The 14980-nt window shown below is 74.2% G+C and carries 12 protein-coding genes; 4 read left to right on the top strand and 8 right to left on the bottom strand.

All coding sequences use genetic code 11. The annotated features are described in order from the left end of the window. Window positions 1–69 precede the first annotated feature (69 nt). From ACZ4W5_RS11855 to ACZ4W5_RS11840, 4 genes are all read right to left on the bottom strand, one after another. On the bottom strand, window positions 70–2064 hold the full coding sequence (locus ACZ4W5_RS11855) for a phosphocholine-specific phospholipase C (RefSeq protein ID WP_465654045.1): 1995 nt from the start codon (window positions 2062–2064) through the stop codon (window positions 70–72). A gap of 14 nt (window positions 2065–2078) precedes the next feature. Then, entirely contained in the window at window positions 2079–3512 is a 1434-nt protein-coding gene (locus ACZ4W5_RS11850) for an endonuclease/exonuclease/phosphatase family protein (RefSeq protein WP_465654044.1), read from the bottom strand. 326 nt (window positions 3513–3838) lie between these two features. Then, window positions 3839–4105, bottom strand: a complete 267-nt coding sequence (locus ACZ4W5_RS11845) for a metal-sensitive transcriptional regulator (RefSeq protein ID WP_360245407.1) — start codon at window positions 4103–4105, stop codon at window positions 3839–3841. A 147-nt stretch (window positions 4106–4252) separates the two neighbouring features. Next, window positions 4253–4600 (bottom strand): PRC-barrel domain-containing protein, encoded by a 348-nt coding sequence (locus ACZ4W5_RS11840; protein ID WP_360245404.1) that lies wholly within the window; start codon window positions 4598–4600, stop codon window positions 4253–4255. A gap of 243 nt (window positions 4601–4843) precedes the next feature. On the opposite strand from ACZ4W5_RS11840, the gene ACZ4W5_RS11835 reads away from it, so the two are divergent. Next, complete coding sequence (locus ACZ4W5_RS11835; RefSeq protein ID WP_465654043.1) at window positions 4844–5674, top strand: SAM-dependent methyltransferase; 831 nt, start codon at window positions 4844–4846, stop codon at window positions 5672–5674. A 116-nt stretch (window positions 5675–5790) separates the two neighbouring features. Here the strand turns inward: ACZ4W5_RS11835 and ACZ4W5_RS11830 are convergent, their stop codons facing one another. From ACZ4W5_RS11830 to ACZ4W5_RS11815, 4 genes are all read right to left on the bottom strand, one after another. Then, a complete protein-coding gene (locus ACZ4W5_RS11830; RefSeq protein ID WP_465654042.1) occupies window positions 5791–6444 on the bottom strand; it encodes a hypothetical protein in 654 nt (217 codons plus the stop codon). A gap of 112 nt (window positions 6445–6556) precedes the next feature. After that, window positions 6557–7231: a response regulator transcription factor gene (locus ACZ4W5_RS11825; RefSeq protein WP_465654041.1), complete on the bottom strand. Its 675-nt coding sequence runs from the start codon at window positions 7229–7231 to the stop codon at window positions 6557–6559. Next, window positions 7228–8691, bottom strand: coding sequence for a sensor histidine kinase (locus ACZ4W5_RS11820; protein WP_465654040.1), 1464 nt, complete (start codon window positions 8689–8691; stop codon window positions 7228–7230). The genes ACZ4W5_RS11825 and ACZ4W5_RS11820 overlap by 4 nt, the downstream gene beginning before the upstream one ends. Window positions 8692–8994: 303 nt before the next feature. Then, entirely contained in the window at window positions 8995–11211 is a 2217-nt protein-coding gene (locus ACZ4W5_RS11815) for an MMPL family transporter (RefSeq protein WP_465654039.1), read from the bottom strand. A 392-nt stretch (window positions 11212–11603) separates the two neighbouring features. Here ACZ4W5_RS11815 and ACZ4W5_RS11810 point away from each other — a divergent pair, with 392 nt between their 5' ends. From ACZ4W5_RS11810 to ACZ4W5_RS11800, 3 genes are read left to right on the top strand one after another with little or no spacing between them, the layout of a single operon-like run. Continuing rightward, the gene (locus ACZ4W5_RS11810) at window positions 11604–12728 is read left to right on the top strand and encodes a DegT/DnrJ/EryC1/StrS family aminotransferase (RefSeq protein ID WP_465654038.1); all 1125 of its coding nucleotides are present in this window, start codon (window positions 11604–11606) and stop codon (window positions 12726–12728) included. A 38-nt stretch (window positions 12729–12766) separates the two neighbouring features. Next, window positions 12767–13711: an NAD-dependent epimerase/dehydratase family protein gene (locus ACZ4W5_RS11805; RefSeq protein WP_360243079.1), complete on the top strand. Its 945-nt coding sequence runs from the start codon at window positions 12767–12769 to the stop codon at window positions 13709–13711. 13 nt (window positions 13712–13724) lie between these two features. Next, window positions 13725–14804, top strand: coding sequence for a glycosyltransferase family protein (locus ACZ4W5_RS11800; protein WP_360243082.1), 1080 nt, complete (start codon window positions 13725–13727; stop codon window positions 14802–14804). The last annotated feature ends 176 nt before the right edge of the window (window positions 14805–14980 follow it).

Here is a 14980-nt window from a genome sequence, read left to right as displayed (position 1 = left end):
CAGTGCGGCCGAGCCACGGCCGGGGGTCACCGGATCGGCGCCCCCGGCCGCACGGGACACGCCCCGGGGTCAGTGCACCCAGCCCGCGTAGCGCTGGACGAAGCGCTGGCCGGTGTGGGCGGTGACCACGACGTCGTAACGGCCCTGCTTGTCCAGCGGCCAGGACAGGTCCACCTGCTTGCCGGGCTTGACCCAGACGGTCTGCGGGCTGCCCGCGAAGTCGTTGGGCGCGGCGGTGAACGCCACGTCCGTCAGACCGTCGTTGGCCACCTGGAGGGTGAGCTTGAGGCTGCCGTGCAGGTCGGCGGTGACGATCGGCACGCCGATGTCGTTCTGGCCGTCCTGCCCGTCCCGGACGACCGTCCCGGCGAAGCGGCGCACGAAGCCGTCCGGGCCGTGGACGGTGAAGTCGTAGCGGCCGCCGGTGGCGGCCGCGTCCCAGACGTAGGTGGCGTTCGCGCCGGGGGCGACGGTGTACGGGGTGCCCGCGAACGGGAGCAGGATGTTCGGGTAGACGGTGTACGGGAAGGCCACCGAACCGTCGTTGCTCATGGTGCAGGTGACCTTGCCGGTCGTGCGGTCCACCGCGACGTCGGCCCAGGGCTGGTACGGCAGCGGGCGGTGCGGGCGCTCGCCGCGCTCCTGGACGGGCATCGCCTGGGCGCCGGTGGCCGGGAGGGCGACGCCGGGCAGCTTGGTGCCCGCGTCGGCCTTGGCCATCAGGGCGTTGGTGTCCGGCAGCTTCGGGATCGAGGTGTCCGGGGCGGCGAAGTCGAAGCAGCTGGTGAGGTCGCCGCAGACGGCCCGGCGCCAGGCGGAGATGTTGGGCTCGGCCACGCCGGTCACCACCTCCATGAAGCGCAGCACCGAAGTGTGGTCGAACACCTGGGAGTTGACCCAGCCGCCGCGCGACCAGGGGGACGCCACCCAGAGCGGGACCCGGTTGCCGAGGCCGATGGCGCGCCCCTGGGTGAACTCCTCGGGGGTGCCGGGCTCGGGGGTGGGCGGGACGACGTGGTCGAAGTAGCCGTCGTTCTCGTCGTACATGACCAGGAAGACGGTGTGCTGCCAGACCGCGGGGTTGGACATCAGCGACTGCAGCGCCTGGTTGACCCAGTGCGCGCCGTACGCCGGGCCGGCCTCCGGGTGCTCGGAGAACAGGTAGGGGGCGACCAGCCAGGAGATGGTCGGCAGGGTGCCGTCCTTGCAGTGGCGGTCGAAGTCGGTGGGGTCGAACTTGGTCATCGCGTTGAGGTAACGCGGGTCGTCGTGCGGGAAGTCGTGGAACTGCTTGAAGTAGGAGAGGGCGTTGTCGTCGTAGTCGCCGGTGCGGTCGTCCTTGCTGGGGTTGTGGTAGACCCGCCAGCTGACGCCGGCCGCCTGGAGGCGCTCGGCGTAGGTGGTCCAGTCGGCGACCGGGTTGTCGGTGACCGGGGTGTTGTCGATCCAGGGGCCGGTGGTGCCGTCGCGGCCAGGGCCGGCGGTGCCGGTCCACAGGTAGAGCCGGTTGGGGTCGGTGGGGCCGGCCAGCGAGGTGAAGTAGGCGTCGCAGAGGGTGAACGCGTCGGCCAGGGCGTACTGGAAGGGGATGTCCTCCCGGGTGAAGTAGCCCATGGTGCGCTCGCCCTTGGCGGCGATCCACTTGTTCATCGCGCCGTTGTTGATGGCCTGGTGGCCGGTCGCCCAGTCGTGGGCGAGGCCGCCGGCGTTCTGCGCGTTGTACTTGGAGGTGTCCATCCGGTACGGCAGCATCACCCCGCCGTCGCTGCGGCGGGCGTCGGGCTGGCGGAACACGTCGGTGCCGTCCGGGAACTGGAGCGCCTGCTTGTCGCCGAAGCCGCGGACACCGCTCAGGGTGCCGAAGTAGTGGTCGAAGCTGCGGTTCTCCTGCATCAGGACGACGACGTGCTTGACGTCCTTGACGGTGCCGGTCAGGGCGGTGGCGGGCGCGGCGGCGGGGGTGGCCGGGGCGGCGTCGGCCCGGGTGGCGGCCAGGCCGGTCAGGGCGGTGGCGCCGACGGCCGCGGAGGCGCCGACGAAGGTGCGGCGGGAGAGCTCGGACATCACGAACTGGCCTCTCAGAGCTGGAAGGTGGCGACGGCGGCGGCGGTGTCGGAGGGCCACTCGTTGTCGGCGGCGTTCGGCTCCGGCTGGGGCCAGTCGGCGACCAGCGTGTGCGCCTCGACCAGTTTCAGCGCGCCGGTGTACTGGACGACGTCGATCCGGTCCTGCGGTTCGGGGCGGTCGCCGCGGCGCTTGCGGGTGGGCGACCAGGTGGCGCCCGGGGCCTTGGCCGGGTCGCGGTTCTCCTCGCGGAAGGTGTCGGTCAGCCCGGCGGCCTGGAGCACGGTGGTGACCGGCCAGGCGAGCGCGCCCACGCCCTGGTGGGCGGCGGCGGTGGCGGCCGTCCAGTCCAGGTGGGAGGGCGAGGAGAGGGCACCGGCCAGCACCACCGGGAGTCCTCGGGCGGCGTCCGCGCGCACGGCGGCGGCCAGCGCCTCGGCCTGCTTGAGCCGCAGCGAGGCGTTCTCGGCGGCCAGCACCTGGGCGGCGGTGCCGCCGTCCTGCACGGCGTACGGGCCGTAGCCCGCCTCGTCGAGGTGCGCGGCCCAGAACCGGACGCCGCGGCCGCCGGGCAGCTGGACGGTGGCCGCGACGGCGGGCAACTCGGCGGTGGCCGCGGTCGGTTCGGTGAGCGGGTAGCGGCTGAGGATGCCGACGCTGCCCGGGCTCTGGAGGGCGTACCAGCCGAGGGCGTCGGCCAGGGTCTTCGCCCGCTCGCCGGCCGTCTCCTGGAGGGCGAGCACATCCAGGCCCTGGGCGAGGACGACGCGCAGCTGCTTCTCCAGCGCGTCGGTGTAGCCCTTGCCGGCGTCGTGCAGGTTCCAGCTGGCGGCCTTGAGCCGGGGCGGGGCGGCCTGGTCCACGACGGGGACGAGCACGGTGACGGTGTCGGTGGCGCCGGTGCTGTCCTTGACGCCGACCACGACCAGCTCGGGGTTGCGGACGGCGGCGGGGGCGGTGCCGGTGATCGTGCCGTCGGCGGCGACCGAGGCCCAGGCCGCGCCGCCGAGCTTGCGGTAGGCGGCCGAGCCGGGGGCGTTGCCCGCCGGGCGGGACCAGAGGCCGCCGAGCCGGATCCGCACGGCCGCGCCGGGCGCGACCGGGGTGGCGGTGAAGGAGTCGACGACGGCGTGCGGGCGGACCACCGGGGGCTTGGGGCGGAAGCTGAACGGGGCGGTCCGGGCCAGGATGCCGTAGCCGTCCTTGGCCAGCAGGTAGGCGGTGTACGGGCCGCCGGTCAGCGCGGAGGTGTCGAGCTGGACGTCGCCGGAGGTGCCGGGGGTGTACTTCCAGAGCAGCGAGGAGCCGGTGCCGGGCTGGCGGCTGCCGTCGTAGATGCCGACCCAGTTCTTGGCGTCGGGGGCGTCGGTGGTCCAGTGGAAGGTGAGCCGGTCGCCTTCGGCGGGGCTGCTGGATGAGGTCGGGGTCAGGGCGCTGCCTGCGGCCACGGTTGTCCTGTCCGCCGCCGGCGGGCCCGGTCCGCCGGGGGACGGTGTCGGGGCCGCACGCGGCTGGTCACGGAGGCTGGGAGGGAGGAAGCCCGCAGTTGGCTGTACAACTAGGGGCGGGCTCATTCATCCGAAGGCCAGCGACCGGGGCGTGAACGGCGCGTGACGGGGCATCGGGCGGTTCGGGAACTCCGTGGCGCGACCGGCTCCGGGGATGCGCGGAGGGGCGCGACGGGCGATCCGTCGCGGCCCTCCGGGCGGCCTTGCTGCGTGCCGTGCTGTGTCGTCCTGTGGTGTGGTCGTGCTGCGCGGCCTTGCCGGGGCGGTCAGGCCAGGGCGAGGAAGAGCTTCTCCAGCTCGGCCTCGCTCATCGGCGCGGCATCGTCGTCGGCGGCGGCCATGCACTGGCGCATCCCGCTCGCCACGATCTTGAACCCGGCCCGGTCCAGGGCGCGCGAGACGGCGGCGAGTTGGGTGACCACGTCCTTGCAGTCCCGCCCCGCCTCGATCATCGCGATCACCCCGGCCAACTGGCCCTGGGCCCGGCGCAGTCGGTTCAGGACCGCGCCGACCGCCTCCTCGTCCACCTGCATGTGCGGGCCGCCTTTCGCCTCGACTCTCGATGGACAAGTGTACCCGGCGGGGTATTCATTCCCGGCCGGACGAAGATCGTCGCGAGGCGGGCGACGGCGGCGGGCGGCTGCGGGCGGCTGCGGGCAAGCGTCAGCGCCGAGCCAGGGTCAGCGCCGGGCCAGGCGGCGTTCGCCCGCGGCGCCCGTCGCGTACGGCAGCTCGTAGTACGCGAACACCTCGGGCTCGTCGGTGGCGGGCAGGATGTCGTCGGTGCCGATCGCCGGGGCGTCCTTGACCTTGCTCCGCGGGTACGCCACCCGCAGGTAGGCCGGGCCGACCACCGCCCCCTCCAGCGGGACGAAGGCCAGCCGGCGCTTGGTCATCATGCCCATCGTGACGGTGGCGAAGAACGGCTCGTCGGTGGACGTCTCGACGTAGACCGACTCCAGTGTGCCGATCCGCTTCCCGTTCTCGTCGACCACGTCCTGGCCCCGCCACTCGCGGATGTCTGCCATAGCGATTCCCATGGGCCCGGACCTCCCGTGTCACGCGCTGCCACTGCCCTCGGCCCCTGCTTTCGGGCCCCGGAGTTCCCATCCTGCGCCGGGACGGGCGCCGGGGCACCACGAAAGGGACATACGGGGGCGAGCCGGCCAACCGCCACCAGGGCACTGACCTGGGCTTTAGGCTGTCCGCCGACGTTCGGAACAGCCCGCTCGGGGAGCGCCCCGGCCGGGACGGCCAGAGGGGCGGCAGGCATGGGGTACCAGAGCATGTGGGAGTCCGGCGGCCCCCGGATCGCGGCCGACCTGCGGCCCGACACGCCCCACCCGGCCCGGATGTACGACTACTACCTGGGCGGCAAGGACAACTTTCCCGCCGACCGCGCCGCCGCCGAGAAGGCGCTCGCCGCCAACCCGGAGTTCCGTTCCACCGCCCGGGCCAACCGGGGCTTCCTGACCCGGGCGGTGCGCTGCGTCGCCGGGCTGGGCGTCGACCAGTTCCTCGACGTCGGCACCGGCATCCCGACCGCCGGCAACACCCACCAGATCGCCCAGGCCGTGGCCCCGGCCGCCCGGGTCGTCTACGTCGACAACGACCCGATCGTGCTCAGCCACGCCCGCGCCCTGATGGCGGGCGCCGGGCCCGGACGCACCACTGTGCTCCAGGCCGACCTGCGGGAGCCGACCGCGGTGCTGGAGGCCGTCCGGGCCGAGGGGCTGCTGGACTTCTCCCGGCCGGTCGGGCTGGTGCTCGCCGCCGTGCTGCACTTCCTGCGCGACGAGGACGAGCCGTACCGGGCGGTGGCCACGCTGCTCGCCGCCCTGCCGTCCGGCAGTCACCTGGTGCTCTCGCACGGCACGGCCGACTTCATCCCCGCCTCGGTCCGGGACCGGGTCACCGGCGTGTACGACAGGGCCACCGCGCCGCTGGTCGGGCGGAGCCGGGAGCAGGTGCGGGAGTTCTTCGACGGGCTGGAGCTGCTGGAGCCCGGGGTGGTCACCGTCCCGCTCTGGCGGCCGGAGGAGGAGCCGGCCCCGGGCGCGGAGCGGGTGAGCATGTACGGCGCGGTGGCGCGCAAGCCCTGACCCGGCGTCAAGTTCGGGGGGCGTCCCCACGGCGTGGCCGGCGGGGAACGGCCGCTCCGGGTGCGCGCGTCGGCGGGCGCACCCGGAGCGGACGTGCCGTCGAGGATCGTCGAGGGTCAGAGGCCGGTCTGCACCTCGGCGCGGTGCCGGATGTACTCGTCGGGGTGGGAGCGGGCAATGGCGACCGCCGTCTCCACCAGGGCGTGCAGCTCGACCGGGTAGGCGCGCGGCACCAGCGGCAGGCCGGGCAGGATGCAGCGGCGGACGTCCAGGTCCTCGTTGCCGACGAACTCCCGCAGTGCGGCCCGGTTCCAGCTGTCGCGCACGGTGGCGCCCTCGTCGGCGGTCGCGTGCCGGCCGCCGACGACCGTCAGCGCCGTCCAGTACCAGGCCCGGGCGGCGCCCGCCCGCTCCGGGTTGGTGCCGGTCTGCAGGTAGCCGAGCAGGGCCAGCCGGACCCTGCGCTGGCCGAAGGTGATCAGGGCGGGCTCGACGAAGCGGCGGTTGAAGCTCGGGTTGGGGTCGTGGACCGCCGCCTCCAACAGCGGCTCGAAGTACTCCTCGGGCAGCTCGGACCGACCGGCGAGCGCCTTGTGGACCTCCCATCGGGCCGCACCGGCGTAGTCCGCCCCCGTCGCGACCTCGGCCCCGAGCACGCGGAGCAGACGCGCGAGCCGCAGCTCGAACGCCTGCGATCCGCCCTCCGTGCGCTCGGGCAACGGCTGGAGAACCCGCACCTCGCCGGCCGTGTCCTTGGTTTCCACGAACATCCTCCTCATTCTGAGTCATCGGCAGACTACTCGCTGATACACCAGTTCGGAGTCGGTTTTCGGCCAGGGCCGGATCTTGAACAGCTTCCGAGGACGGAGGGTTGACGTCGCGTCAGGACGGGCGGCCGGGCGGGACCAGCCCGGACTGGTAGGCGATCGCCACCAGCTGGGCCCGGTCCCGGGCGTCCAGCTTGGACATCGCCCGGTGCACATGGGTGCGGACGGTGAACGGGCTGACGAACATCCGCTCGGCGATCTCCTCGTTGGTGAGCCCGGTGGCGGCCATCGACATCACCTCGCGCTCACGGGCGGTGAGCACGGCCAGCCGCTCGGCGGGCGCGGCGGCGGTCGGATCGGGCAGGGCGAGGAACTGCTCGATCACGGCGCGGGTCGCGGCGGGCGAGAGCAGGGCGTCGCCGGCCGCGACGGTGCGCACGGCGGCGAGCAGTTCCTTCGGGTCGGCGCCCTTGCCGAGGAAGCCCCCGGCGCCCGCGCGCAGCGCCTGGGCCACGTACTCGTCTATCTCGAAGGTGGTGAGGATGAGCACCCTGGTGCCGGACAGCTCCTCGTCGGCGCAGATCTCGGCGGTGGCGCCGAGGCCGTCGGCGCCGGGCATCCGGATGTCCATCAGCACGAGGTCGGGCTTGGTGGCCCGGGCGAGTTCCACGGCCTCCCGGCCGTCGGCGGCCTCGCCGACCACCTCCATGTCCTCCTCGGCGTCGATCAGCATCCGGAAGGCGCCGCGCAGCAGGGCCTGGTCGTCGGCGAGCAGCACGCGGATGGTCATGCGCGGTCCTTGTCCTTGCGGATGGCGTGATCGTGTCGGTTCGACTCGGCGGGGGCGGCCTGGCCGGGAGGGCCGACGGGGCCGCTGGGGTGGACGGAGTCCGCGGGGCGGACGGAGCCGGTGGGGCGGGCGGACCGGACGGTGCAGTCGCGCCAGAAGGCGTGGGCGGGCCGGTCCCGGGCGTCGGGCCCGGCCGGCCGGCCCGGCGCGGGGGCGTCCGCGGGCCGGGCGGCGCCCCCCGCCAGGGGTGCGACGTCCTCCCGGACGCCGGTGCGCAGCGGGAGTTCGGCGGTGACCAGGAAGCCGCCGTCGGACTTCCGGTCGGCGGTGAGGCGGCCGCCCACGGCGCCGGCCCGTTCGCGCATGCCGATCAGTCCGAAGCCGCTCTGGCCCGGGGCGCTCGGCGGCAGCAGGGCGGTGCGCGGGCGGCCGGGGCTGGTCGGGCGGCCGTTGGCGACGCTGACGGCGACCCGGCTGCCGCTGTAGGAGAGGGTGACCTCGGCGTCGGCGCCGTGGGCGTGCTTGGCGACGTTGGTCAGCGACTCCTGGACGATCCGGAAGGCGGTGAGGTCGACGCCGGGTGACAGCGGCCGGGCCTCCCCCTCGACGGTGAGCCGGACCGGCAGGCCGGCCCGTTCGAAGGTGTTGACCAGTTCGGGCAGCCGGTCCAGGCCGGGGGCGGGTTCGAGCGGTGCCGGTTCCTCGGCGCGGCGCAGCAGACCGACGGTGGCGCGCAGCTCCTGGAGGGCGGAGCCGGTGGCGTCGGTGATGTGGCTGAGCACCTCGCGGGCCTGCACCGGGTGGCTGTCCATGAGGTGGACGGCGATGCCGGCCTGGGCGTTGGCGAGGGCGATGTGGTGGGCGACGACATCGTGGAGGTCGCGGGCGATCCGGATCCGCTCGTCGGCGACCCGGCGGCGGGCCTCCTCCTCGCGGGTGCGCTCGGCGCGTTCGGCGCGTTCCTCGATCGCGGCGAGGTGGGCGCGGCGGTTGCGGATGGAGTCGCCGATGGCGCCGGGCAGCAGGGCCCAGGCGAGGACGCCGAGCCGCTCGCCGAGCGGTCCGCCGGAGCCGAAGACCAGCGTCATCCCGGTGAGCAGGACGGCGGTGGCGATCGAGGCGCGCAGCGCGGTGGCCCGGTCGGTGCGGGTGGCGAGGAAGTAGAGGGCGAGCAGCAGCGGGGTGGCGAGCATCGGGGTGAGCCTGGGGCTGGTCCAGGTCAGCACCATGGTGCAGGCCAGCGTGACGACGGTCACGGCGCGCGGGTAGCGGCGGTGGAAGAACACGGCGACGGCGGCGATCAGGGCGAGCAGGCCGGTGGCCGGGTCGACCGGGGCGAAGCGGCCGCTGGTCTGGTCGACGGTGGCGCCGAGGGCGGTGAAGCCGATCAGGGCCACGCCGCCGGCGACGTCCAGCAACCGGGGGTGGTCGCGGCGCAGGCGCTGCCAGGTGTAGCTCATCGTCCTGTTCTCCGGGTCGGGGTGCCCTGGCGGCACCCTCGCCGGGTTCTGCCAGTCGGTGTCGCGCCGCGCCCCCGGTGGGGTGCGGCGTACCGGGTCGGGGGCTGGCGGGCGGTGGGCTCCCCCCGACAGCAACGGTAACGGGTGGGGCTCGAACCGGTGTCCGAACCGTGTCCGAGCCGGTCGGCGCCGGACCGACCCGACCCGAGGAGTGCTCGGGCCGGGCCGGTACCGAACCTGCCGGGCGATACCGGCACAGCCGGGCGGTGCCGGCGAGGCCGGGCGGTGCCGGCGAGGCCGGACCTAGACGGTGACCGACTCCTTGACCGGCGCCGGTTCGGGGGCGGCGGTGTGCAGCTTGCTGCCCTCGACGTCGACGTCGGGTATCAGGCGGTCGAGCCAGCGAGGCAGCCACCAGGCGCGGCGGCCGAGCAGGGCGAGGACCGCCGGGACGATCGTCATCCGGACCACGAAGGCGTCGAAGGCGACGGCCGCGGCAAGGCCCAGGCCCATCATCTTGATCATCGGCTCGCTCATCCCGATGAAGCCCGCGAAGACGGCGATCATGATGAAGGCGGCCGCGGTGACCACCCGGGCGTTGTGCCGGAAGCCGGTGACGATGGCCTCGCCCGGCTCCTCGCCGTGGACGAAGGCCTCACGGATCCGGGTGACCAGGAACACCTCGTAGTCCATGGCGAGGCCGAAGACCACACCGATCATGAAGATCGGCATCATGCTCATCACCGGACCGGTCTGCTCCACGCCGATCAGGTCGGCCAGCCAGCCCCACTGGAAGACCGCGACGACGGCGCCGAGCGCGGCGGCCACCGAGAGCAGGAAGCCGAGCGCCGCCTTGATCGGGACGAGGATCGAGCGGAAGACCACCAGCAGCAGCAGGACGGCGAGGCCGACGACCACCGCGAGGTAGGGCACCAGGGCGTCGCTGAGCTTCTGCGAGACGTCGATGTTCATCGCCGTCGTACCGCTGACCAGGACGGTCGCCCCGGTGGAGGCCTTGAGCCCGGCCGCCTGGCCGCGGATGGTGTGGACCAGGTCCTTGGTCGCGGCCTCGGCCGGCCCGGTCGCCGGGATGGCGTTGACCAGGGCGGTGTCCCCCGCCTTGTTGAACATCGGCGGCGTCACGGTGACCACTCCTGGCACACCGGAGACGGCCTTGGCGACCGAGTCGGCGGCGGCCTTCGGGTCCGCGGTGCCCTTGACGTCCACCAGGACGGTCAGCGGCCCGTTGAAGCCGGGACCGAAGCCCTCGGACAGCAGGTCGTAGGCGCGTCGCTGGGTGGTGGAGGTGGGCTTGGCCTCGTCCCCGGGCAGGCCGAGGCGCAGGTCGAGCGCGGGCGCGGCGAGCACGCCGAGGCCGACCACGCCGAGCAGCAGCACCCCGAGCGGGCGGCGCACGATGAACCGGGCCCAGCGGGCGCCGCCGTTCTCCTTGGCGCCGACCGGCCGCGCCGCGCCGTCGCCGCCGCCCTGGGCCTTGCGGACCTTGCGGGGCAGGGCCCGGCGGCCGATGAAGCCGAGCAGCGCGGGCACCAGGGTGAGCGCGACCAGCACGGCGATGACGACCGTGCCGGCGGCGGCCATGCCCATCTTGGCGAGGATCGGGATGCCCACCACGGAGAGCCCGGCGAGGGCGATCACCACGGTCAGGCCGGCGAAGACCACCGCGGAGCCGGCCGTGCCGATGGCCCGGCCGGCCGCCTCCTGCGGGGTGCGGCCCTCGGCGAGCTCGGCCCGGTAGCGGGAGACGATGAACAGGGCGTAGTCGATGCCGACCGCGAGGCCGAGCATCATGGCGAGCGTGCCGGTGGTCGAGGAGAGGCCGAGCGCACTGCCGAACGCGGTGATCAGCGACATGCCGAGGCCGACGCCGATCACGGCGGTGAGCAGCGGAAGGCCGGCGGCGACCAGCGAGCCGAAGGTGATCACCAGGACGACGGCGGACAGCGCCATGCCGATCGCCTCGCTGCTGCCGCCCGCGTCGGGCTTGGCCATCAGCGCGTTGCCGCCGATCTCGACCTTGAGCCCGGCGTCCCGGCCGTGCTGGGCGGCCTGCTGGAGGGCGTCGGTGGCGCCCTTGGACACCTCGCCCGCCTTGGCGGAGTAGTTGACCGTCGCGTAGGCCGTCGAGCCGTCCTTGGAGACCGCGCCCGGCATCTTGAACGGGTCCACCGCGGCCGTGACCTGCTCGCCGTGGGCGAGCTCGGCGACCGTCTTCTCGACGGCCTGCTGGTTCGGCCCGGCGGTGATCTTCTGCCCGGAGGGCGCGACGAACACCAGGCGGGCCGAGGCGCCGTCGGCGTGGCCGCCGGGGAAGCGCTCGTTCATCAGGTCGAAGGCCTTCTGCGCCTCCGTGCCGGGCATCGAGAATCCGTCGTCGGGTGCGGCGGGCGCCTTGGCCGCCAGGACTCCGGCGAGCGCCAGCACGGCGACCCAGAGCAGGGTCACCAGCCGGCGCCGGACGAAGGCCCATCGGCCAAGGCGGTACAGGAACGTTGCCACGGGAGAACGGGCTCCTTCGGATTCGGAAGCAGGTGCGCGGACGGGGACGGGTGCGGGAGCGGGCGCCCGGAGGCGGTCCGCTCGCAGCATGACCAATCCTTGATCGCCGGCCCCTGCTCCGTCGTCGTCCCTGCGCAGGCCGTTTGCGTACTGCGGACGCAGTACAGCCCTCCCCCGTACGGAGGAGCGCACGCCCTCCACCGGGAGCAGCCGGGAGCACCCCGTTGGCCTGCGGCGGGAGCAGCCCCGGGTCACCCGGCCGGCCGGTGACGACGGGCCGCGGCCGCCCCGGCCCAGTAGCGTGATGGGCCACTGGCCCGACCGTTTTTGCCCCGGTCCGGGCTGACCCGTCCCGATCGGTGCTGATCCCAGCCCGCCGCCGGAGGTGCCCCATGGGCGTGCCCGCCGCCCGCATCGTGTTCGACGAGAACGACCGCGCGGCCGTCGCCGACGCCGTGACCGAGATGCTCACCACCGGTGCCCTCACCCTCGGCCCGTGGACCGAGCGGTTCGAGCAGGCCTTCGCCGCCGAGCACGGCGCCTCGCACGCCGTCGCGGTGAGCAGCGGCACGGCGGCCCTGGAGATCGTCCTGCGCGGCGTCGACGTGCGCGGCCGCGACGTGGTCGTCCCCGCCGTCACCTTCTACGCCACGGCCGGCGCCGTGGTGCACGCGGGCGGCCGCCCGGTGTTCGCGGACGTCGACCCGGCCACCCTGGCGCTCTCCCCCGAGACCCTGGCCGCCGCCCTCACCCCGGATACCGCGGCCGTCGTACTCGTCCACATCGGCGGGCTCGTCACCCCGCACGTGGACGCCCTGCGCGAGCTCTGCGACCGACGCGGCATCCCGCTGATCGAGGACGCCGCGCACGCCCACGGCAGCAGCCTGGGCGGCCGCGCCGCCGGGACCTTCGGCTTGGCCGGGGCCTTCTCCTTCTACCCGACCAAGGTCACCACCAGCGGCGAGGGCGGCATGATCCTCACCGAGTCCGCCGAGCTGCGCGACGAGGCCCGGATCTACCGCGACCAGGGCAAGGGCTCCTTCGGCACCAACCACCACGTCCGGCTCGGGTACTCCTGGCGGATGAGCGAACTGCACGCGGCCGTCGGCGCGGTGCACCTGCGCCGGCTCAAGGAGTTCATCGAGACCCGCCGGGCCGTCGCCCGCCGCTACGACGCGGCGCTGGCCGGCGTCGACGGGCTGCGACCGGTGCTCGAACCGCCCGGCAGCCGCGGCAACTACTACAAGTACGTGGCGCTGCTGGCGCCCGGCGTCGACCGCGCCGCGTTCAAGCGGGCGGTCGCCGAGGAGTACGGGGTGCGGATGTCCGGTGAGGTCTACGACCTGCCGCTGCACCTCCAGCCGGTCCTCGCCCCCTACCGGGGCGGTCCGCTGCCGGTGGCCGAGGACGTCTGCGCGCGGCAGGTCTGCCTGCCGGTGCACTCCGACATGACCGAGGACGAGACGGAGCTGGTCATCGAGGCCGTCTCCACCGTGCACCGGCGGATGGCCGGCTAGTCGGCCGGCCGAGCAGCCGGACCGAAAGGAGCAAGACCGTGCGGATAGCCGTCACCGGAGGCTGCGGGTTCATCGGCTCACACGTCGTGGACCACCTGATCGCGGCCGGCCACGAGGTCCTCGCCGTGGACACCACCGACAAGTACCTCAACCCCGACGCCGAACACGCCCGCCTCGACGTCCTCGACCTGCCCGCGCTGACCTCAGCGCTGGCCGGCAGCGAGGTCGTCTACCACCTGGCCGCGATGGCCGACGTCGAGCAGGTGTCCGCCGACCCCGTCCGGGCGGTGCGGACCAACATCGACGGCACCGAGGCCGTCCTGGAGGCCGCCCGGCGCAGCGGACTGAGCCGCACCGTCCTGGCGAGCACCGTCTGGGTCTACGGAGCCGCCCTCACCGACGATCAACTCGACGGCGGGGAACAGGAGTTGGACGAGCACGTGCCGATCGAGCTGGAACACAGCGGGCACCTGTACGTGGCCACCAAGCTCGCCGCCGAGATGCTGGTGCACAGCTACCGCGAGCTCTACGGGCAGCACTTCACCATCCTGCGCTACGGCATCCCGTACGGTCCGCGGATGCGCGACGAACTGGTCGTCGCCCGGTTCGTCCAGGCCGCGCTGGAGGGGCGGCCGATCACCATCGCCGGGGACGGCCGGCAGAGCCGCAACTTCGTCTACGTCGAGGACCTCGCCGACGCCCACGTCCGCGCCCTCTCCCCCGCCGCCGAGGACCAGACCTTCGCGTTGGAGGGCTCCACTGCCGTCTCGGTGCGCGACATCGCCGACACCGTCGACCGGCTGCTCGGGCCGGTCACCATCGAGCACATCGACGGGCGCAAGGCCGACTACACCGGGCGGCGGATCTCCTCCGCCCAGGCCAAACGGCTGCTCGGCTGGTCGCCGAGGACCAACTTCGCCGACGGCGTGCACCGCTACGCCGACTGGTACCGGGCCGGCACCACCGCACCCGCCGCCGGCTGACCGGGACCGCCCGATGCCGCACGCCCTGCTGGTCTCCGGCTCGCTCGGCCAGGGCCACGACGTGATGGCCCAGGCCTGCGCCGACACCCTGCGGGAGCGCGGCTGGAGCACCAGCACCGTGGACGCGATGGCGCTGCTCGGGCAGCGGTCGGGCGCCGCCGGGGAAGCCGTCTTCCGGCGGCTGCTCGAACTGCCCGGGGTCTACGACGCGTTCCACTTCTCGGCGCTGCGCCCGGGCGCCCGGCTCGCCCTGCTGGCCGACGCGGCCGCGCGCAGCCGGCTCGTCCCGGCGCTCGGTGCGCTCGTCGAGGCCCAGCGGCCGCAGCTGGTGGTCTCGGTGTTCGCCACCGCCACCTCGGCGGTCAACCGGCTGCCGGGGCGGGGGTTCCGGCACTTCGTGTTCTGCACCGACGTCACCCCGCACCGGCTCTGGGTGCAGGACGGCACCGACCTGTTCCTGGTCACCTCCGAGGTCGCCGCCTGCGCCGTGCGCCGCTACCGGCCCGACGCCGAGGTCGCCGTGCTGCCCGCGCCGCTGCGGCAGCCGTTCTACCGGCCGCCCGACCGGGCCGAGGCCCGGGCCGACCTCGGCGTGCCGGCGGACGCCGGGTGCGTGCTGCTGATGTCCGGCTCCTGGGGGCTCGGGCCGATCGCCCGCACCGCCGCCGAACTGGCCGCCGCCGGACCGCACGTGCTCGCCGTGGCCGGGCGCAACCAGGAGCTCGAACTGCGGCTGCGGGCGGCCGCCCGCCGGGAGCCACGGCTGCACGCCTTCGGCTACACCGACCGGATCCCGGCCCTGATGGCCGCCGCCGACCTGGTCGTCACCAGCTCCGGCGACACCTGCAGCGAGGCCCGGGCCCTCGGACGCCGGCTGCTGCTGCTCGACGTCGTCCAGGGCCACGGGCGGGACAACCTCCAGCACGAACTGGAGCTCGGCCATGCCGACGTGGCCACCGCGCGCCCGGCCGAGGTGGTCCGCAACGCGCTGGCCGCGCTGGGCCGGCCGGAGCCCGACCCCTCGCCCGGCGCCACCCCGGACGCCTGGCGCAAGGGCTTCGGGGCGGCCCTGGAACGGGTGGGGCTGGAGTGAGCCGCCCTCAACCGCCGTGGGTCTCGGGGTTCACCGTGCGGAAGAAGGCCCGGCTGTGCTCCCGGTCGAAGGAGAACGCGCCCGTGTACCGGCCGTGGGTGACCGAGCGGTCGTAGTCCTCGCTGTTCGGCGCCGCCCCGCCCGGCCCTCCGGGCGAAGGACGGGAGTCTGAGACG

The organism is Kitasatospora sp. NPDC029367, from assembly GCF_055569135.1.
The sequence above is the reverse complement of the archived record's forward strand: the minus strand, read 5'-3'. Positions and strand labels throughout refer to the sequence as shown.

What these genes read in the sequence shown, in the direction of transcription:
- ACZ4W5_RS11810 (WP_465654038.1), top strand. Translation starts at nt 11,604, where the DNA reads ATGGGCGTGCCCGCCGCCCGCATCGTGTTCGACGAGAACGACCGCGCG.
- ACZ4W5_RS11820 (WP_465654040.1), bottom strand. Translation starts at nt 8,691, where the DNA reads ATGAGCTACACCTGGCAGCGCCTGCGCCGCGACCACCCCCGGTTGCTG.
- ACZ4W5_RS11840 (WP_360245404.1), bottom strand. Translation starts at nt 4,600, where the DNA reads ATGGCAGACATCCGCGAGTGGCGGGGCCAGGACGTGGTCGACGAGAAC.
- ACZ4W5_RS11825 (WP_465654041.1), bottom strand. Translation starts at nt 7,231, where the DNA reads ATGACCATCCGCGTGCTGCTCGCCGACGACCAGGCCCTGCTGCGCGGC.
- ACZ4W5_RS11835 (WP_465654043.1), top strand. Translation starts at nt 4,844, where the DNA reads ATGGGGTACCAGAGCATGTGGGAGTCCGGCGGCCCCCGGATCGCGGCC.
- ACZ4W5_RS11830 (WP_465654042.1), bottom strand. Translation starts at nt 6,444, where the DNA reads ATGTTCGTGGAAACCAAGGACACGGCCGGCGAGGTGCGGGTTCTCCAG.
- ACZ4W5_RS11800 (WP_360243082.1), top strand. Translation starts at nt 13,725, where the DNA reads ATGCCGCACGCCCTGCTGGTCTCCGGCTCGCTCGGCCAGGGCCACGAC.
- ACZ4W5_RS11855 (WP_465654045.1), bottom strand. Translation starts at nt 2,064, where the DNA reads ATGTCCGAGCTCTCCCGCCGCACCTTCGTCGGCGCCTCCGCGGCCGTC.
- ACZ4W5_RS11845 (WP_360245407.1), bottom strand. Translation starts at nt 4,105, where the DNA reads ATGCAGGTGGACGAGGAGGCGGTCGGCGCGGTCCTGAACCGACTGCGC.